The sequence below is a fragment of the Amycolatopsis sp. NPDC049688 genome, assembly GCF_040674975.1.
GTDB lineage: Bacteria > Actinomycetota > Actinomycetes > Mycobacteriales > Pseudonocardiaceae > Amycolatopsis.
In genome coordinates, this window is sequence record NZ_JBFANY010000001.1 from 1,091,008 (window position 1) to 1,112,503 (window position 21,496).

Consider the following 21,496-nt stretch of genomic DNA (forward strand, 5'->3'; position numbering starts at 1 on the left):
TGCCGGAGAATCAGCCCTGGTGCACCGGTGCCGGGTGGTGGCGGCTGATCGGGATCACCATCGGCGTCCCGCTCACCGGGTCCGGGGTCACCTGGCAGCGGACGTCGAAGACCTCGTCGACCAGTTCCTCGGTGATCACCGACGCCGGCTCGCCCGACGCCACCACGCGGCCCGCCTTCATCGCGATCACGTGGTCGGCGTAGCGGCACGCCTGCGGGAGGTCGTGCAGCACCATCACCACCGTCCGGCCTTCGCCGCGGTTCAGGTCGACGACCAGGTCCAGCACGTCGATCTGGTGCGCCAGGTCCAGGTACGTCGTCGGCTCGTCGAGCAGCAGCACCGGCGTGCCCTGGGCGACGGCCATCGCGATCCACGCGCGCTGCCGCTGGCCGCCGGAGAGCTCGTCCACCGGGCGGTCGGCCAGATCGGTCATCGACGTCGCCTCCAGGGCCGCGCGGACCGCGTCTTCGTCCGATGTGGACCACTGGCGCCACCAGCTCTGGTGCGGGGCGCGGCCGCGGCCGACGAGATCGGCCACCGTCATGCCCTCCGGCGCCACCGGGGACTGCGGGAGGATGCCCAGCTGCCGGGCGACCTGGCGGGTCGGCAGGTCGTGGATCGAGCGGCCGTCGAGGTACACCCCGCCCGCCTTCGGCGTCAGCAGCCGGGCCAGCGTGCGCAGCAGCGTCGACTTCCCGCACGCGTTCGCCCCGACGATCGCGGTGATCTTCCCGGGCGGGATGTCGAGGTCGAGGCCGTCGATGACGACCCGGTCGTCGTAGGCGACGCGCAGGTCCTGCACGCGCAGGGACGGTGTCATCTTCTCAGCCTCCGGAGCCGGATCGGTTGGCCCTGGCCAGCAGCCAGAGCAGCAGCGGGGCGCCGAGCGCGCCGGTCACGATGCCGACCGGCAGCGGGGACGCGGTGAGGGAACGGGCCAGGACGTCGCTGCCCAGCACCACCACGGCGCCGGTGAGCGCGGACGCCGTCAGCGGCGGGGAAGCCTGGCGCGCCAGGCGTTGCGCGATCTGGGGTGCGGTCAGCGCGACGAACGAGACCGGGCCCGCGGACGCCGTCGCGAACGCGACCAGCCCGGCGCCGGACAGCAGCAGGCCGAGCCGCACCGGTTGCACCGGCGTGCCGAGCCCGGCCGCCACGTCGTCGCCGAGCTGCAGGGTGCGCATCCACCGGGACAGGGCCAGCACGAGCGGCAGGAGCACCGCCAGGGCGCCCGCCAGCGGGACGACGTGTTCCCAGCCGCGGTTGGCCAGGTTGCCGACGAGCCAGCCGATCGACGCCTGGGCCTCGGTGATCTGCGCGCGGCTGAGCAGGTAGTCGGTCAGGCTGGTGCACATCGCGAAGATGCCGATGCCGACCAGGATGATCCGGTAGCCGGTGGTGCCGCGCCGCCACGCGAGGACGTACACGAGCACGCCGGTCAGCAATCCGCCCAGGAGCCCGAGAGTCGTGGTGCCGAGGCCGCCGCCGAAGCCGAAGGAGATCCCGGCGACGACGGCGGTGGCCGCGCCCGCGTTGATGCCGATCATGTCCGGGCTCGCGAGGGGGTTGCGCGTGATGGTCTGGAACACCGCGCCGGACGTGCCGAACGCGAGCCCGGCCAGCAACCCGGTGAGCGCCCGCGGCAGCCGCAGCTCCTGCACGATGTAGCCGGTGCCGCTGTCGCCGCCGCCGAACACCGCGGACAGGACGTCGGACACGCTCAGCGGGACGTCGCCGATCGTCATGCCCCAGCAGAACAACGCGAACGCCAGCACGGCCAGCACCAGCGAGACGGCCACCGGCCGGAGCCGGACCCGGCCGGACACCGCGGGTTTCGCGAGGCGGAAGGTGACGTGGCCGCGGCGCACCTGCAGCAGGCTCATCAGGACTCCACCAGCTTGCGGCGGCGGACCAGCCAGATGAAGAAGGGGGCGCCGAGGAAGGCGACGATCACGCCGGCGCGGACCTCGCCGGGCCGCGCCATGACGCGGCCGAGGATGTCGGCGGCCAGCAGCAGGCACGGCGCGAGGACCGCGGTGTAGGGCAGCAGCCAGCGGTGGTCGGGGCCGATGACGAACCGCACGGCGTGCGGGACGATCAGGCCGAGGAACACGATCGGCCCGGCGACCGCGACGGAAGCGCCGGTCAGCAGCGTGACGGCCAGGGCGCCGCGCAGCCGCAGCGGGCCGAGCCGCCGTCCGAGCGCGACCGCGACGTCGTCGCCGAGCGCGAGGCTGTTCAGCGCGGGCCCGCTCGCGATCGCCAGCACCACGCCGGCGAGCAGGAACGGCAGCACCCGCAGCAGGGAACCGCTGTCGACGCCGGCGAGCGAACCGGCCGACCAGAACCGGAAGCGGTTGAGCGCCACCGGATCCGACAGCACCATCGCGCTGGTGAACGATCCGAGCAGGGCCGTGACGGCGCCGCCGGCGAGCGCGAGCTTGACCGGGCTGGAGCCGGAGCGGCCGCGGGTGCCGAGGAAGTAGACGACCGCGGTCGCGGCGAGCGCGCCGGCGAAGGCGAACCAGATGTAGCCGTAAAGGGAACCGACACCGAGCACGGTGATCGAGAAGACGATGGCGAACGCGGCGCCGGCGCTGATCCCGAGCAGGCCGGGGTCCGCCAGGGGGTTGCGGGTCAGCGCCTGCATGAGCGTGCCGGCCAGGCCCAGTGCGGCGCCGACCAGCACCGCCAGGAGGGTCCGGGGGATCCGGACACTGTGGATGATCACGGCGTCGGCCGAACCGTCGTCGTGCCAGAGCACCTGCCAGACGGCGCCGAACGAAATCTCCTTGGATCCCAGCCAAACGCTCAGCAGGCACAGGAAAACGAGGACACCGAGGGCGGCCACGAGCCCCAGTGCGCGGCCCGTGTGTGGCGGGCGTCGCTTGAGAGCGATCCCTCCGGGGTCTGTTCGCACCGCACCTCCGACTGGTACTGATTTTAGGTAAGGCTAACCGATGGTACAGGAGTGCATCCTCACCATCCGTTTGTTAGGGTCACCTAAGTCAGCGCCCCGGTCGGGGCGCCGTGAGCAGCGGGAGGCTGGTCTACCGGTGAGTAACGGTGACGCTGTGCAGCAGGTGTCGGGGCTCGGTTTCTGGCGTGACCGCCTCGCCTCGGCACCCAAGGAGCTGCCGCTGCCGATCGACCGGCCGTACCCGGCCGAGCCCGCCGTCCCGGTGCTGCTCGCCCGGCCGGTGCCCGAGGCCGACGAGCTGACCCTGCTGGCGGCGTTCACCGTGCTGTTGTCCCGCTATGCGGGAACCGCCGACGTCCAGCTGGGGATCGGCTCGCTGGTGCCGCTGCGGGTGGACCTGGGCGGCTCGCCCGGGTTCGCCGACGTCGTGGCCCGGGTGCGCGAGGCGCGCGAGGAAGCGCTGGCGCACGAGGTACCGTTCGCGGACCTGATCGCCGAACTGGACCCCGAGCCCGGTCGTGGGGGAGCGTTGCTCGTCAACGTCGGCTTCCGTGCCGGAACGGACCTTCCGCTGGACCTGAACCTGACCGCGGACGGGCTGCGCTACCGCGCCGACGTTTTCGACGAGTCCACTGTGGACCGCATGCTCGGCCACCTGGGGCAGCTGATCGCCGAGGCGACCGAGCGTCCACAGTGGCCGGTCGACCGGCTCACCCTGCTGACCGCGCCGGAGCGGCAGGAGATCCTGGACGGCTGGAACGACACGGATCTCACCACCCCGCCGGTCACGTTCCCGGAGCTGTTCGCGGCCCGCGTGCGCGAGAACCCGGACGCCGTCGCGCTCGTCTTCGAAGACGAGGAGCTGACCTACGCCCAACTGGACGCGCGCGCCAACCGGCTCGCCCACGTCCTGATCGGCCGCGGTGCCGGGCCCGAGCAGGTCGTCGCGCTCGCCGTGCCGCGCTCGATCGACATGATCGTGGCCGAGCTCGCGGTGCTCAAGGCCGGCGCCGCCTACCTGCCGCTGGACCAGGACTACCCGGCCGAACGCATCGCCTTCATGGTGTCCGACGCGCGCCCGGCGTGCGTGGTGACCACCGGCGAACTCGCCGACCGCTTCGACGGCGACATCCTGCTGCTGGACGAGGTCGACATGGACGACGTCCCGGCGACGGACCCGGCCGCCGCGATCGTCCCGGCCAACGCCGCCTACGTCATCTACACCTCCGGTTCCACGGGACGGCCCAAGGGCGTCGTGGTCTCACACGCGGGGGTCGCGAAGCTCGTCGCGACGCAGTCCGAGCGGTTCGGGGTGGGGCCGCACAGCCGGGTGCTGCAGTTCGCGTCGCCGAGTTTCGATGTCGCTTTCTGGGACCTGTGCCTGGGCCTGCTCTCCGGCGGCCGGCTGGTGGTCGTCCCGGCCGAGCGCCGGGTGCCCGGCCCCGAGCTGGCGGACTACGCGCACGCTCACGGCGTCGACTTCATGATCCTGCCGCCCGCTCTGCTCGCCGAGTTCCCCGAAGACTGCGATCTGCCGCGGGACAGCGTGCTCCTCGCGGGAACCGAGCGGGTGTCGCCGGAACTGGTGCGGCGGTGGGCGCCGGGGCGGCGGATGTTCAACGCCTACGGCCCGACCGAGGCCACGACCAACTCGACGCTCGGCCTCTGCGACCCGCAGATCGCGCCGGGCTCGGCCGTGCCGATCGGCGTCCCGGATCCCGGCACCCGGGCCTACGTCCTGGACGCGCACCTCGCGCCGGTCCCGGCCGGGGTGGTGGGGGAGCTGTACCTGGCCGGATCGGGCTTGGCGCGCGGGTACCTCGGGCGTCCGGGGTTGACGGCGGAGCGGTTCGTGGCGGATCCCTTCGGTTCGGGCGGACGGCTTTACCGGACCGGTGACCTGGTCAAGTGGCTGCCGGACGGGCGCCTGGTGTTCCTGGGCCGGGCCGACGACCAGGTCAAGGTCCGCGGCTACCGCATCGAGCTCGGCGAGATCGAGTCCGTGCTGGCCGAACACCCGCGCGTCGGCCAAGCGGTCGTCGTCGCCCGGGACGGGCAGCTGATCGCCTACGCCGTGCCGGTGCCCGACCGCGATCAGGTCGCCGAGCAGGGCCACGTCGACGAATGGCACGACGTCCACGAGGAGATGCTCGCCGGCTCCCACGGCATCGAGGAGAACTTCGCGGGCTGGAACTCCAGCTACGACGGCTCGGAGATTCCCCTCGCCGAGATGCGGGAGTGGCACGCGGCGACGATCGAGCGGATCCGTTCTCTGCAGCCGAAGCGGGTGCTGGAAATCGGGGTCGGCAGCGGGCTGATCCTCTCGCGGATCGCCCCGGACGCCGAAGCCTACTGGGGTGTCGACCTTTCCGAGAGCGCCATCGAGAACGTCCGGCGCGAGGTCGCCGCGATGCCCTTCGCGAACCGGGTCCACCTGGCCGCCCGGCCCGCCCACGACCTGGGCGAGCTGCCGGAATTCGACACGGTGATCATCAACTCCGTCGCCCAGTACTTCCCGAGCGCGGACTACCTCGCCGAGGTCGTCAAGACCGCCGCGGGCCTGCTGACCCCGGGCGGGACGATCTTCCTGGGCGACGTCCGCAACCTGCGTTCGCTGCGGGCGTTCCGGACCGCGGTCGAGCTGCACCGCGGCCGCACCGACGTCGCCGCGGTCGACCAGGCGATCGCCCGCGAAGGCGAGCTGGTGCTCGACCCGGACTTCTTCCCGGCGCTGGCCCGCGAACTGGACGGCTTCGACGACGTCGACCTGTGGGTGAAACGCGGCACCGCGCACAACGAGCTGACCCGGCACCGCTACGACGTCGTGCTGCGGAAGGCGCCCCGGCCCGAACCGGCCGAAGAGCAGGTCGTCGCGTTCGGCGAACTCGGGGCGGTGGCCCGGTTCCTGGCCGCCGAGACGCCGGAGCGGCTGCGCGTCACCGGCATCCCGGACGCACGGCTGGCCGGCGAGCTGGCCGCGGTCCGCGCCCTGGACACCGGCGACGCCGAAGCGGCCCTGGCCGCCCTCGGCCGCCGGGACGGCGTCGATCCGGAAGAGCTGTACCGGCTCGGCGAGCGGGCCGGCTACCGCGTCGCCGTCACCTTGGCGGCCGAAGGGCTCGAAGCCGTCTTCACGAGGGGCGAAGACGGCCCGGCCTACCGCCCGGTGCGGCCGGCCGGCACGCCCGGCTCGTACGCCAACAACCCCGCCGCCCGGCGGGAAACCGGGGCCCTCGTGACGTCGCTGCGCGCGTACGTGGGGGACCGGCTGCCGCGATACATGGTGCCGTCGGCGTTCGTCGTCCTGGACAAGCTCCCGGTGCTCGCCTCCGGCAAGCTCGACCGCAAGGCCCTGCCGAGCCCCGAGCGGTTCACCGCCGGCCCCGGCCGCGCGCCGCGCCACCCCGTCGAGCAGCTGCTGTGCGAGATGTTCGCCGACGTCCTCGGGGTCCCGCAGGCCGGGCCGGACGACGACTTCTTCGCCCTCGGCGGGCATTCGCTGCTGGCCACGCGGCTGATCCAGCGCATCCGCGCGGCCGTCGGCGCCGAGGTGCCGGTGCGGGCGGTGTTCGACGCGCCGACCCCGGCCGCGCTCGCGGACGTCCTGGCCGGCGCCGTCACCGGCACCGGACGGCGTCCGCTCGGGCGCGCCGGACAGCGGCCCGAGCGCCTGCCGCTGTCGTTCGCACAGCAGCGGCTGTGGTTCCTGCACGGCCTGGAAGGCGGCTCGGCGACCTACAACGTGCCGCTCGTCATGCGGCTGGCCGGCGAGCTGGACGTCGACGCCCTGCGTGCGGCGCTCAACGACGTCCTGCTGCGGCACGAAGCCCTGCGGACCGTCTTCCCGGTCGTCGACGGGGTCCCGCACCAGCAGGTCCTGCCCGAAGGAACGGTGCAGCTCGCCGTCCGTGCGGTGTCCGATGTGGACTCCGAGGTGGACGCGCTCGTCCGCGGGGTGTTCGACCTCGGGGCCGGGGTGCCGGTGCGCGCGGAACTGCTTGCCGCCGGCCCGCGGCGGCACGTGCTGGTGCTGGTCGTGCACCACATCGCCGCCGACGGCTGGTCGCTGTCCCCGCTGTGGCGGGACATCGCCACGGCCTACCGCGCCCGCCGGCGCGGTGACGCTCCACAGTGGACGCCGTTGCCGGTGCAGTACGCGGACTACACACTCTGGCAACGCGAACTCCTGGCCACCGAGGAATCAGCGCAGCTCGGCTACTGGCGGGACACCCTCGACGGCCTGCCCGACCGGATCCCGCTCCCGCTCGACCGTCCGCACCCCGCGGTGTCGGCCTACCGCGGCGGGTTCTTCACCTTCTCCTGGGACGCCGGGCTCCAGGCCGGGCTCACCGACCTCGCGCGTGCCTGCGGCGCCAGCCCGTTCATGGTCGTGCACGCGGGCCTGACCGCGCTGCTGTCCCGGCTCGGCGCGGGCACCGACATCCCGATCGGCACCCCGATCGCCGGCCGCACCGACCCGGCCCTGGACGACCTCGTCGGCTTCTTCGTCAACACGCTGGTCCTGCGCGTCGACGCCGGCGGCGACCCGTCGTTCCGCAACCTCGTGGCCCGGGTGCGCGAGCGCAGCCTCGACGCCTACGCCCACCAGGACGTCCCGTTCGAACGGCTCGTCGAGGCACTCAACCCGGCGCGGTCACTGGCGCACCACCCGCTGTTCCAGACCATGCTCGCCTGGCAGAACACCCCCGGCACCGGCGTCGAGCTGCCCGGCCTGACCGTCACCGAACAGCCCGTCGGCACCGGCACGGCCAAGTTCGACCTCTGGTTCTCCTTCACCGAGCGGGCCGACGGCCTGCACGGCCAGGCGGAGTTCAACGCCGAGGTGTTCGACCGGGCCACCGTCACCGGCCTCCTCGACCGCCTGGAAACCCTGCTCCGGCAGGTCGTCGCGGCCCCGGACCGCCGCCTCGGCACCCTCGACGTGCTCACCGCGGCCGAGCGGGACGGCCTCGAAAAGACCTGGTCAGGGCTCGCCGAGGAGATTCCCCCGGTCACCGTGCCGGAGTTGTTCGCCGCCCAGGTCGCCCGGACGCCGGACCACCCGGCCCTGGTCTTCGAGGACGAAGAACTCACCTACGCCGAACTCGACGCCGTCTCCAACCGCCTGGCCCGGGTCCTGGCCGCGCGCGGGGCCGGGCCCGAGCGGGTGGTCGCGCTGGCCCTGCCCCGCTCGGCGCACCTGGTCACCGCGATCGTCGCCGTCCTCAAGACGGGCGCGGCCTACCTGCCGCTCGACCCCGGCTACCCGGCCGACCGCATCGCCTTCATGCTCGAAGACGCCGACCCGGCGCTGGTGCTGGCCGTCGCGGACACCGCCGTCCCGGGCGCGCTGCTGCTCGACGACCCGGCCACCCTCGCCGGTATCTCCGATGAACCCGTGGAAGTCGTGCTCCGGCCGGAGAACCCGGCCTACGTCATCTACACGTCCGGGTCGACCGGCCGGCCGAAGGGGGTCGTCGTCCCGCACGCCGGGATCGTCAACCGGCTGCTCTGGATGCAGGCCGAGTACGGCCTCACCGGCGACGACCGCGTGCTGCAGAAGACGCCGTCCAGCTTCGACGTGTCGGTGTGGGAGTTCCTCTGGCCGCTGATCACCGGAGCCACCGAGGTGCTCGCCCGGCCGGACGGGCACAAGGACCCCGCCTACCTCGCCCGGCTGATCCGCGGCCGCGGGATCACGACCGTCCACTTCGTCCCGTCGATGCTCCAGGTCTTCCTCCAGGAACCGGCGGCGGGGGAGTGCACGAGCCTGCGCCGGGTGCTGTGCAGCGGCGAAGCCCTGCCCCTCGACGCCGTCACGCGGTTCGGCGAAGTCCTCGACGCCGAGCTGCACAACCTCTACGGCCCGACCGAGGCGTCGGTGGACGTCACGTCGTGGCAGACGTCCCCTGAGGACATCTCCGTCCCGATCGGACGTCCGGTCTGGAACACGCGGACCTACGTGCTCGACGCCGCCCTCCGGCCGGTGCCGCCGGGCACCCCCGGCGAGCTGTACCTCGCCGGGGTCCAGCTCGCCCGCGGCTACCTCGGCCGCGCCGGGCTGACCGCCGAGCGGTTCGTCGCCGACCCCTTCGGCGCGCCCGGCTCCCGGATGTACCGCACCGGCGACCTGGCCCGCTTCCGCCCCGACGGCGTCCTCGAGTTCCTCGGCCGCGGCGACGAGCAGATCAAGATCCGCGGCTTCCGCGTCGAGCCCGGCGAGATCGCTGCGACGCTGTCCGCGCACGACGACGTCGCCCACGCGGTGGTCGTCGCCCGCGAAGACCGGCCCGGTGACGTCCGCCTGGTCGGGTACGTCGTCCCCGCCGGCACCACCGGCTCGGCCGAGGAGGAGACCGAGCAGGTCGGCGAGTGGCGCGAGTTGTACGACTCGATGTACTCCGGCGACGACGACGAGTTCGCCGGCTGGAACTCCAGCTACACCGGCGAGCCGATCCCGCGCGACGAGATGCGCGAGTGGCGCGACGCCATCGTCACCCGGATCCGTTCTCTTCGGCCGAAGCGGGTCCTGGAGATCGGCGTCGGCAGCGGCCTGCTGCTGACCGAGCTCGCCCCGGACTGCGAGGCGTACTGGGGCACGGACTTCTCCGCCGAGGTGATCGCCTCGCTCGGCGCGCGGGTCGCGGCCGATCCGGCCCTCGCCGGACGCGTCGAGCTGCGGACCGGCGACGCCGCCGACTTCACCGGCCTGCCGGCGGGGTTCTTCGACACGATCGTCCTCAACTCCGTCATCCAGTACTTCCCGAGCGGGACCTACCTCCTGGACGTCGTGCGGAAGGCTCTGGACCTCCTGGCGCCGGGCGGCTCGCTGTTCGTCGGGGACGTCCGGGACCTGCGCCAGGTGCGGGCCTTCCACACCGCCGTGGCGCAGGCGCGCGGCGGCGACGTCGAACAGCGGCTCCTGCGGGAGAAGGAACTGCTCGTCGCCCCGGAGTTCTTCGCCGGGCTCGACGGGGTCGCCGCGGACATCCGGGTCAAGCGCGGCCGGGCGGTCAACGAGCTCACCCAGTACCGCTACGACGTGGTCCTGCGTCCCGGTACCGCCGAGCCGGTCCCGGCCGAGACGCTGACCTGGGGCACCGATGTGTCCACTGTAGACGATGTGGTCGCGCGGCTTCGCGACGGCCTGCGCGTCGAGGGCGTCCCGAACGGCCGGCTCACCGAAGGCGTGGATCCCGAGGACTGGTACGTGCTGGGGGCGGTCGTCACCTGGTCCGCGGCCGGCGACGGCTCGGTGGACGTCCTGTTCACCGGCGGCGACGCCGCCGGGGCGTTCCGGCCCGGCCCGGAGGACGTCCTGGCCTACACCGGCAACCCGCGGCGCTCGCGCCGGAGCACCGCCCTGCCGGCGGACCTGCGCGCCCTCGCCGCCGAACGGCTGCCCGAGCACATGGTCCCGTCGGCGATCGTCGTGCTCGACGCGCTGCCGGTGACGGCCAACGGCAAGCTCGACCACCGCGCGCTGCCGGCCCCCGGCCCCGCGGCGCCGGTCTCGGACCGCGAGCCGCGCACCCCGGTCGAACGGCAGCTGTGCGAGCTGTTCGCCGACGTCCTCGGCCTGTCGCGGGTCGGCCCGGACGACAGCTTCTTCGCCCTCGGCGGCCATTCGCTGCTGGCCACCCGGCTGATCGCCCGCGTCCGCACGGCGCTGCACGCCGAGCTGGAGGTGCGGTCGGTCTTCGAGACGCCGACTCCGGCGGGCCTGGCCGGGGTGCTCGCCACCGCCCGCGGGACCGCGCGGCCGCCCCTGGCCGCCACGCGGCGGCCGGACCCGGTCCCGCTGTCCGGCGCCCAGCAGCGGCTGTGGTTCCTGCACCACCTCGAAGGGCCGTCGGCCACCTACAACGTGCCCCTGGTCATGCGGCTCGAAGGCGATCTCGACATCGAGGCGCTGCGGACCGCACTGTCCGATGTGGTCACTCGGCACGAGGCCCTCCGCACCCGGTTCCCGCAGCGCGACGGCGTGCCCTGCCAGGACATCCTCCCGCCCGGCCGAGTCGACCTTCCGGTGCGCGAGGTCGTCGATCTCGACGACGCCCTGACCGGGCTGGTCCGCGGCCCGTTCGACCTGGAAGAGCACGCGCCGGTGCGCGCCGAGCTGCTGCGGCTGGGTGCCCGGGAGCACGTCTTCGCGCTGGTCTTCCACCACATCGCCTCCGACGGCTGGTCGATGGCCCCGCTGTGGCGGGACATCGCCACGGCCTACGCCGCCCGCCGCGCCGGTGGGGCTCCACAGTGGACGCCGCTGCCGGTGCAGTACGCGGACTACACGCTGTGGCAACAGGATCTGCTCGGCCGGGAGGACGACCCGGACAGCGTGCTGAACGCGCAGCTCGCCTACTGGCGGGACACCCTCGACGGGCTGCCGGACCGGATCGAGCTGCCCCTGGACCGGCCGCACCCCGCGACCGCGACGTTCCGCGGCGAACTGCACACGTTCACCTGGGACGCCGGCCTTCACCAGGCGCTCGCCGGGCTGGCCCGGGAGAGCGGCGCGAGCGTGTTCATGGTCGTGCACGCAGCTCTCGCCGCCCTGCTCACCCGGCTGGGCGCGGGCACCGACGTCCCGATCGGCTCGCCCATCGCCGGCCGCACCGACCCGGCGCTGGACGACCTCGTCGGCTTCTTCGTCAACACGCTGGTCCTGCGCGTGGACACCGGCGGCGAACCGACGTTCCGCGAGCTCCTCGCCCGGGTCCGCGAGCGCAACCTCGACGCCTACGCCCACCAGGACGTCCCGTTCGAGCGCCTGGTCGAGGTGCTCAACCCCGCCCGGTCGCTGTCGTACCACCCGCTGTTCCAGGTCATGCTTGCCGGCCAGAACAACGCCCGCGCCGAGGTGAGCCTGCCCGGCCTGGCCGTCACCGAGGTTCCGGTGACCACCGGGACGTCGAAGTTCGACCTGTCGATCTCGCTGACCGAACGGGACGCGGGGATCGACGGCGTGCTGGAGTTCAACGCCGACGTCTTCGACCACGCCGGCGCGGACGCGGTCCTGCGCCGCCTCGAAGTCCTGCTGCGCGCGGCCCTGGCCGAGCCCGACCGCCCGGTCGGTGCCCTGGACCTCCTCGCCGGGGACGAGCGCGAGCGGGTGCTCACCGAATGGGCCGGTTCCCCCGAACCGGCCGGCACCGAGACGTTCCCCGGGATGTTCGCCCGCCGCGTCGCCGAGGCCCCCGACGCGGTGGCGCTGGTGTTCGAGGACGTCGAGCTGACCTACGCCGAGGTGAACGCCCGCGCCAACCGCCTCGCGCACCTGCTGCTCGACCGCGGTGCCGGGCCGGAGCGGGTGGTCGCGCTGGCCGTGCCGCGCTCGGCCGGCATGATCGTCGCCGAGCTGGCGGTGCTCAAGGCCGGCGCCGCGTACCTCCCGATCGACGTCGACTACCCGGGCGACCGGATCGCCTACATGGTCGAAGATGCAGGCCCGGTGTGTGTGGTGACGACCGCGGACATCGAGGCGAAGCTGCCCGCGGCCCTGCCCCGGGTCCTCCTGGAGGACACCGCACTCACCCGGATGTCCACTGAGGACCCGCAGGTCACGATCACACCGGAGAACGCGGCGTACCTGATCTACACGTCCGGCTCGTCCGGCCGGCCGAAGGGTGTCGTCCTGCAGCACTCGGGCGTCGCCAAACTGGTCGCCACCCAGGTCGCCCGGTTCGGGGTGGGCCCGCACAGCCGGGTGCTGCAGTTCGCGTCGCCGAGTTTCGACGTCGCCTTCTGGGACCTGTGCCTCGGCCTGCTCTCGGGCGGGCGGCTGGTCGTGGTCCCGGCCGAGCGGCGGGTCGCGGGCCCGGCGCTGACCGAGTACGCGCACGCCCACGGCGTGAACTTCATGATCCTCCCGCCGGCGCTGCTCGACGCCATGCCGGCGGAGCTCGACCTGCCGCGGGACAGCGTGCTGCTGGCCGGAACCGAGCGGGTGTCGCCGGAGCTGGTGCGGCGGTGGGCGCCGGGGCGGCGGATGTTCAACGCCTACGGCCCGACCGAGGCGACCACCAACTCGACCCTCGGCGAAAGCGACCCGGCCGAGCTGGCGGACGCGACCGTCGTCCCGATCGGCATCCCCGACCCCGGCACGCGGGCGTACGTGCTCGACGCCGGGCTGCGGCCGGTCCCGCCCGGCGTGGTGGGGGAGCTGTACCTCGCCGGATCCGGCTTGGCGCGCGGCTACCTCGGGCGGCCGGCGTTGACGGCGGAGCGGTTCGTGGCGGATCCCTTCGGCTCCGGCGGACGCCTCTACCGGACCGGTGACCTCGTGAAATGGCTGCCGGACGGGCGGCTGGTGTTCCTCGGCCGGGCCGACGACCAGGTCAAGATCCGCGGCTACCGCATCGAGCTCGGCGAGATCGAGTCCGTGCTCGCCGAGCACCCGGCCGTCGGGCAGACCGTCGTCGTCGCCCAGGACGGCCGGCTCATCGCCTACGCCGTGCCTTCGGCCGGGCGGGACGAAGACGCCGAACTGGACCACGTCGGCGAGTGGCGGGAGCTGCACGAGAACGTCTTCACCGAAGCCGCGTCCGGCGGGCTGGAGGAGAACTTCACCGGCTGGAACTCCAGCTACGACGGCACGGAGATCCCCCTCGACGAGATGCGGGAGTGGCACGCGGCGACGATCGAGCGGATCCGTTCACTGCGCCCGAAGCGGGTGCTGGAGATCGGGGTCGGCAGCGGCCTGATCCTTTCGCGGATCGCGCCGGACGCCGAGGAGTACTGGGGCGTCGACCTGTCCGAGAAGGCCATCGCCAACCTGCGGCGGGAACTCGCGGCGACGCCGCTGGCGAGCAAGGTCCACCTGGCCGCGCGGCCCGCCCACGACCTGGGCGAACTGCCGGAGTTCGACACGGTGATCGTCAACTCGGTCGCCCAGTACTTCCCGAGCGTCGGCTACCTCGCCGAAGTCCTCCGCACGGCCGCGGCGCACGTCCGGCCGGGCGGCGTGATCTTCCTCGGCGACATCCGGAACCTCCGTACGCTGCGGGCGTTCCGGACGGCGACCGAGCTGCGCCACGGCCGGCGGGACGTCGCCGCGGTGGACCAGGCGATCGCGCGTGAAGGCGAGCTGGTGCTCGACCCTGACTTCTTCGCAGCTCTGGATCTCGACGGGTTCGGCGACGTGGACCTGTGGGTCAAGCGCGGCCACGCCCACAACGAGCTGACCCGGCACCGCTACGACGTCGTGCTGCGGAAGGCCCCGCGGCCCGACACCCCCGTAGAGCTGGTCGTCACCCTGGACGAGCTGGAACCGGCGCTGGCCGGCCGCCCGGCCCGGCTGCGCGTGACCGGCGTGCCCAACGCCAGGCTGTCCGGGGAACTCGCCGCCGTCGCCGCCCTGGCCGCGGGCGATGCCGAGCGTGCACTGTCCTCTTTGGAGCAGCGGGACGGCGTGGACCCGGAGACCCTGCACGACCTCGGCGAGCGCCACGGTTACCGCGTGTACGCGACCCTCACCGCGGACGAGGGCGCCGTGGAGGTCGTGTTCACCACCGGCGAGCCGACGCGGATCCACCGCGGCCGCCCGGCCCGCGTCGCGCTCGACGCCCTCGGCAACCACCCGGCGGGGCAGCGGGACACGAACGCGCTGGTCACGGCGTTGCGGGCGCACGTCCGCGACCGGCTGCCGCAGTACATGGTGCCGTCGGCATTCGTGGTGCTCGACCGGCTGCCGCTGCTGGCGTCGGGCAAGCTGGACCGCCGGGCCCTGCCGAGCCCGGACAAGCAGGCGGCCGCCACCGGCCGGGCCCCGCGGACGCCGGTCGAGGAGGTCCTCTGCGGGCTGTTCGCCGAGGTCCTCGACACGTCCTCGGTCGGCGTCGACGACGACTTCTTCGCCCTCGGCGGGCATTCCCTGATGGCGACCCGCCTGGTCGCGCGGCTGCGCGCGGTGTTCGGCGTCGAACTGCAGGTGCGGTCGGTGTTCGAGACGCCGACCGTGGCCGGGCTGGCCACCCTGCTGTCCACCTCGGACGCCGGAGCCGCCCGGCCCGCGCTCGTGCGCGCCGACCCGCGGCCGGAGGTGCTGCCGCTGTCCTTCGCCCAGCAGCGCCTGTGGTTCCTCCACCGGCTGGAAGGCCCGTCGGCGACGTACAACATGCCGACGGCGGTCCGGCTGACCGGCGACCTCGACGTCGGCGCGCTCCACACGGCACTGTCCGATGTGGCCGGACGCCACGAGGCCCTGCGCACGGTGTTCCCCGAGATCGACGGGGAAGCCCGGCAGCTCGTCCTCGAGGACGTCACGATCCCGCTGCCGGTCAGCACGGTCACCGAGGCGACGCTCGCCGACGCGGTGTCCGAAGCGGCGGGCACGGTCTTCGAACTGGAGTCGGAGATCCCGCTGCGGGCGGCGCTGCTGCGCCTGAACCGCCGCGAGCACGTCCTGGTGCTCGTGTTCCACCACATCGCCTCCGACGGCTGGTCCACCGCGCCGCTGTGGCGGGACCTGGCGACGGCCTACACCGCCCGCCGAGCCGGTGAATCTCCTCAGTGGACACCGCTGCCGGTGCAGTACGCGGACTACACGCTGTGGCAGCGGGACGTCCTCGGCGAGCCGGTGATCGAACCGCAGCTGGCCTACTGGCGCGAAACCCTCGCCGGCCTGCCGGAGCGGATCGAGCTGCCCACGGACCGGCCGCACCCCGCGGAAGCGTCCTACCGCGGTGAGCAGTTCGCCTTCGGCTGGGACGCCCAGCTCCACAGTGGACTGATCGAGCTGGCCCGCGCCTGCGGTGCCAGCGTGTTCATGGTCGTGCACGCCGGGCTCACCGCCGTGCTCACCCGCCTCGGCGCGGGCACCGACATCCCGCTCGGCACGTCCATCGCCGGCCGCACCGACGCCGCGCTCGACGACCTCGTCGGGTTCTTCGTCAACACCCTGGTCCTGCGCGTGGACACCGGCGGCGACCCGTCGTTCCGCGACTTGGTCGCCCGGGTGCGGGACCGCAGCCTCGACGCCTACGCCCACCAGGACGTCCCGTTCGAGCGCCTGGTCGAAGTCCTGAACCCGGTCCGCTCGCTGGCCCACCACCCGCTGTTCCAGACGATGCTCGCCTGGCAGAACAACGCCGTCGCGGACATCGCCCTGCCCGGTCTCACGGTGGCGGAGGAACCGGTCCGCACCGGCACCGCCCGCGCCGACCTGACGTTCTTCGTCGGGGAGCGGCCCGGGCACCAGGCCGGAATCCGCGGCACGGCGGAGTACAACAGCGACGTCTTCGACCGCGCGAGCGTCGAGACGATCCTGGAGCGGCTGCGGACGCTGCTGACCGCCGTCGTCGCCGACCCGGACACCCGCATCGGCGCCGTCGACCTGCTCACCGCCGCCGAACACGACCAGCTCGCGCCCGCTCCCGCGACCTCCTTGCCGGTGGAGACGGCCGCCGGGCTGTTCGCGGCCCAGGTCGCCCGGACCCCGGACGCGCTCGCCTTGCTGTTCGGCTCGGAACGGATCACCTACGCCGAACTGGACGCGCGGGCCACGGTGCTGGCCCGGGCCCTGCTCGCGCGGGGTGCGGGGCCGGAACGGGTGGTGGCGGTCGCGCTGCCGCGGTCGGTGGACCTGGTCGTCGCGCTCCTGGCGGTGCTCAAGACCGGCGCCGCCTACCTGCCCCTCGACCTGAACCACCCGGCGGACCGCATCGAGCTGATGCTCACCGATGCGGCACCGCACCTGGTCATCGCCGAGAACGGCTTCGGGGACCGGCTCGTCCGGCCGGGTGACACCGGCCCGGAAGCGACCTGGCCGTCGATCAGCCCGGACCACCCGGCGTACGTGATCTTCACGTCCGGTTCCACGGGCCGCCCGAAGGCGGTGGCGGGCACCCAGCGCGCCTTGGCGAACCGGCTGCACTGGGGCCGTGAGATCGCTCGAGGCGTGCGCGTGGCCAAGAGCGCGCTGACGTTCATCGACGGCTCGACCGAGCTTCTCGGCGGGCTCGTCGCCGGAGACCCGGTGGTCCTCGCCGACGACGCAACGGCCACCGACCCCCTGAAGCTGGCCGAATTCGTCCGCGAGACCGGCGCCCAGGTGCTCACCGTGGTCCCGAGCCTTCTCGACACGTTCGCCGAGGACGCCCCGGCCGGCGCGTTCGGCTCGGTGACCACCTGGATCACCAGCGGCGAACCCCTTTCCGACGCTCTCGCCGAGAAGGTGGCCCGGCGGTGGCCGTCGGCGAAGCTGGTGAACCTCTACGGCTGCTCGGAGGTCGCGGGGGACAGCCTGGCCCAGGTCTGCGGTCCGGTGGCCATCGGGCGGCCGATCGCGAACACCCGCGCCCACGTCCTCGACGCGGCGTTGCGGCCGGTGCCGCCGGGCGTCCGCGGCGAGCTGTACCTCGCCGGTGCCGGAGTCGCGCGGGGCTACCTCGGCCGTCCGGCGCTCACCGCGGAACGGTTCGTCGCCTCGCCGTTCGAGCCGGGGGAGCGGATGTACCGCACCGGCGACCTCGTCCGCCGCCGCGCCGACGGGGCCCTGGAGTTCCTCGGCCGCGCCGACCAGCAGATCAAGATCCGCGGCTTCCGCGTCGAACCCGGTGAGGTCGAGGCCGTGCTGACGACGGACGCCTCGGTGGCGCGCGCGGCCGTGATCGCCCGGGACAACCGGCTGATCGCGTACGTGGCGCCATCGGGTGATCCGGTGGCGCTGCGGGCTCGGGTGGCCGGGCAGTTGCCGGACCACCTGGTGCCGTCGGCGATCGTGGTCCTGCCCGAGCTGCCGGTGAACGCCAACGGCAAGCTCGACCGCGCCGCCCTGCCGGACCCGGAGGTGCGCGCGTCCGGCCGTCCCGCGCGGACCCCGGCCGAGCAGGCGTTGTGCGAACTGTTCGCCGACGTCCTCGGCGTCCCGGCGGTGGGCCCGGACGACGGGTTCTTCGCCCTGGGCGGGCATTCGCTCCTGGCGACGCGGCTGGTCAGCCGGATCCGCGCGCTGCTCGGCGTCGAAGTCCCGATCCGGGCGGTGTTCGACGCGCCGACCCCGGCCCGGCTCGCCGAAGCCCTCGACCCCGGCCGGGGCCGCCGCCCGGCGCTGATCCCGGCCGAGCGGCCCGACGTCCTGCCGCTGTCGTTCGCGCAGCAGCGGCTGTGGTTCCTCGACCGCCTGGACGGGCCGTCTGCGACCTACAACATCCCCTGGGCGTGGGAACTGACCGGCCCGGTCGACACCGATGCCCTGCGGGCCGCGTTGGGTGACGTGGTGGCGCGGCACGAAGTCCTCCGGACGCTCCTGGTCGAGGAGCACGGCACCCCGCGGCAGGTCGTGCTCGCCCAAGCCGGCCCGGTGCTGGTCACCGAGACGGCGGCCGATCTCGACGAGCGCGTCGCCGCGGCAGCGTCGTACTGCTTCACCCTCGACACCGAAATCCCGATCCGGGCCACGCTCCTCTCGGCCGGACCGGACCGGCACGTGTTCGTCCTGCTGGTGCACCACATCGCGGGCGACGGCTGGTCGCTGCCGCCGCTGAAGCGGGACCTCGACATCGCCTACGCCGCCCGGCTGCGGGGCGAGCGTCCACAATGGACGCCGTTGCCGGTGCAGTACGCGGACTACACGCTGTGGCAACGGGAGATGTTCGGCCACGCCGACGACCCGGACAGCCTCCTCGGCCGCCAGGCGGCGTTCTGGCGGGACACCCTGGCCGGGCTCCCCGACGAGCTGGCGCTCCCAGGGGACCGCCCACGCCCGGCGCGGTCGACGAACCGCGGTGCCGCCGTGCCGTTCACCGTGCCCGCCTCCGTCCACCGAGGACTGCGGGAGCTGGCCCACCGCAGCGACACCAGCACGTTCATGGTGCTGCAGGCGGCGCTCGCCACGCTGCTGACCCGGCTCGGCGCGGGCACCGACATCCCCCTCGGCACGCCGGTCGCCGGCCGCTCCGACCACGCGCTGGAAGACCTCGCCGGGTTCTTCGTCAACACGCTCGTCCTGCGGACCGACACCGGCGGCGACCCGACGTTCCGGCAGCTCCTGGCCCGCGTCCGCGAGGCCGACCTGGCCGCGTACGCCCACCAGGACCTGCCGTTCGAGCACCTCGTCGAGCTGCTCAACCCGCCCCGGTCGCTGGCCCGGCATCCGCTGTTCCAGGTCATGCTCGCGGTCTACCACTCGGGTTCGGCGCCGGAACGGCTGCTCGGGCTCGACGCGGCCTACCGGGACACCGGGCTGCGGCAGGCCAAGTTCGACCTCTCCTTCGACCTGGTCGAAACGCCCGAGGGCATGGACGGCGATCTCGAATACAGCCTCGACCTCTTCGACGAGCCGACGGCCCGTGCCCTCACCGAGCGCCTGGTCCGGGTACTGGCGGCGGTCGTCGCGGACCCGGACCGGCCGCTGAGCCGGATCGACGTCCTCGATGACTTCGAGCGGGACCGGATCCTGCGCGACTGGGGTGCCGGAGCGCCACTGACGCTGCCGGCGCCGACCGTCGTCGACCGGCTGGCCGCCCAGGTGGCGGCGACCCCGGACGCGACCGCGCTGAGCGACGCCTCCTCGAGCGTCACGTTCGCGGAGTTCGCCGCGCGGACCGACCGCCTCGCCCGGTGGCTCGCGGCGCAGGGCGCGGGTCCGGAGAAGGTCGTGGCGCTGGTGCTGCCGCGGTCGGCCGCGGTCGTCGAGGCGATCTTCGGCGTGTTCAAAGCGGGCGCGGCGTACCTGCCGGTGGACCCGGACCAGCCGGCGGACCGGATCAATGCCATCCTCGCCGATGCCGAGCCCGCGCTGGTGCTCACCAGCCGTTCGCTGGCTTCGGCCGTTCCCGGCGCGCTGTTCGTCGAGGACATTGTGGACACTGACGCCGCGCTGATCCCGCCGTCGCCCGCGAATCCGGCGTACGTGCTTTACACGTCCGGCTCGACGGGCAAGCCGAAGGGCGTGGTCGTCCCGCACTCCGGGCTGGTCAACCTGTTCCACAGCCACCGCGAGACGCTGTACCGCCCGGCCGTCGCCGCGGCGGGCGGACGGCGGCTGCGGGTCGGGCACGCGTGGGCGTTCTTCTTCGACGCGTCCTGGCAGCCGCAGCTGTGGCTGCTCGACGGGCACGAGGTGCACGTCGTCGACGACGACACCCGCCGCGACCCTTCGCGGCTGGCGGCGGTGGTGCGCGAACGCGCGCTCGACTTCCTCGAGCTCACGCCGTCGCACTTCGCGCAGCTGGCCGCGGCCGGGGTGATCGCGGACGGCCGGTGCGCCCTCGGCGTGGTCGGCGTCGGCGGGGAAGCCGTGTCGCAGACGCTGTGGGAAACGCTGTCGTCGATGCCGGGTACGGAGGCGTACAACCTCTACGGCCCTACCGAGGCCACTGTGGACGCTCTGGTCGGCCGCTTCGGCGACGCCGGCCGGCCGGTGGTCGGGCGTCCGGTGCACAACACGCGCGCCTACGTCCTCGACGGCGGCCTTTCGCCGGTCCCGGCCGGCGTGCCGGGCGAGCTGTACCTGGCCGGCGCCGGGCTGGCCCGCGGCTACCACGGGCGGCCGGCGCTCACCGCCGAGCGGTTCGTCGCCTCGCCGTTCGAGCCGGGGGAGCGGATGTACCGCACCGGCGACCTGGTGCGGTGGCGGCCCGACGGGCAGCTCGAGTACCTGGGCCGCACCGACGACCAGGTGAAGATCCGCGGCTTCCGGATCGAGCCGGGCGAGATCGAGACGGCCCTGACCCGGCACGACGACGTCACGCAGGCCCTGGTCGTGGTCCGGGACGAGCGGTTGGTCGCGTACACGGCTCCGGCGGCCGCCGATCCGGTGGAGCTGCGGGAGTTCCTCGCGCGGTCGCTGCCGGAGTACATGGTGCCCGCCGCGATCGTGCCCCTGGCGGCGTTCCCGGTGACGCCCAACGGGAAGGTCGACCGGGCCGCCCTCCCGGTACCCGGGTTCGCCGCTCGCGGCCGGGCGCCGGAAACGCCCCTGGAAAAAGCTCTCTGCGAGATCTTCGCGGAGGTTCTGGACGTCGCCGCCGTCGGCGCCGACGACGACCTGTTCACCCTCGGCGGCCATTCGATGCTGCTCGTGGTCCTGCGCAACCGGATCACCGAGCGGCTCGGGACCGAGCTGCCCATCGCCGAGTTCTTCCGCACCCCCACCGCGGCGGGCCTCGCCGCGGTGCTGACCCGAGACACGGAGCAGACGTGCACCGCACCCTGATGAACGCCAAGATCCACCGCGCCACCGTCACCCAGGCCGACCTGCACTACGTCGGCTCCTTGACCATCGACGCCGACCTGATGGCCGCCGCGGACATCGTCGAGGGGGAGCGGGTCCAGGTCGTCGACATCACCAACGGCGCCCGGCTGGAGACCTACGCCATCACCGGCGAGCCGGGGTCCGGCGTCATCGGCGTCAACGGCGCGGCCGCGCACCTCGTGCACCCGGGCGATCTCGTCATCATCATCACCTACGCGCAGGTGCCCGAATCCGAGCGCGCCGGGCACCGGCCGCGGGTGGTGCACGTGGACGCCGCCAACCGGCAGGTCCACTTGGGACACGACCCGGCCGAGCCGGTGCCGGGCGCCGCGGCGCAGCTGTCCGGCCGTGGGCGGTGACACAGTTGCTTTTGAGAGCCT

General features: G+C 73.4%; 5 protein-coding genes. 2 read left to right on the forward strand and 3 right to left on the reverse strand.

All coding sequences use genetic code 11. The annotated features are described in order from the left end of the window. Positions 1–10: 10 nt before the first annotated feature. Genes AB0J55_RS04625 through AB0J55_RS04635 form a run of 3 tightly spaced genes read right to left on the reverse strand, consistent with a single transcriptional unit; the run spans position 11 to position 2,920 of the window. Complete coding sequence (locus AB0J55_RS04625) at positions 11–820, reverse strand: ABC transporter ATP-binding protein (RefSeq protein ID WP_364242728.1); 810 nt, start codon at positions 818–820, stop codon at positions 11–13. Positions 821–824: 4 nt separating this feature from the next. Continuing rightward, complete coding sequence (locus AB0J55_RS04630; protein WP_364242730.1) at positions 825–1,883, reverse strand: iron chelate uptake ABC transporter family permease subunit; 1,059 nt, start codon at positions 1,881–1,883, stop codon at positions 825–827. Beyond that, a complete protein-coding gene (locus AB0J55_RS04635) occupies positions 1,883–2,920 on the reverse strand; it encodes an iron chelate uptake ABC transporter family permease subunit (RefSeq protein ID WP_364242732.1) in 1,038 nt (345 codons plus the stop codon). Before AB0J55_RS04635 ends, AB0J55_RS04630 begins: the two co-directional genes overlap by 1 nt. A 154-nt stretch (positions 2,921–3,074) precedes the next feature. Between AB0J55_RS04635 and AB0J55_RS04640 the strand changes: the two genes are divergently transcribed. Further along, a complete protein-coding gene (locus AB0J55_RS04640) occupies positions 3,075–21,077 on the forward strand; it encodes an amino acid adenylation domain-containing protein (protein ID WP_364242735.1) in 18,003 nt (6,000 codons plus the stop codon). Beyond that, positions 21,062–21,475 (forward strand): aspartate 1-decarboxylase, encoded by a 414-nt coding sequence (gene panD / locus AB0J55_RS04645; protein ID WP_364242737.1) that lies wholly within the window; start codon positions 21,062–21,064, stop codon positions 21,473–21,475. Before AB0J55_RS04640 ends, panD begins: the two co-directional genes overlap by 16 nt. The last annotated feature ends 21 nt before the right edge of the window (positions 21,476–21,496 follow it).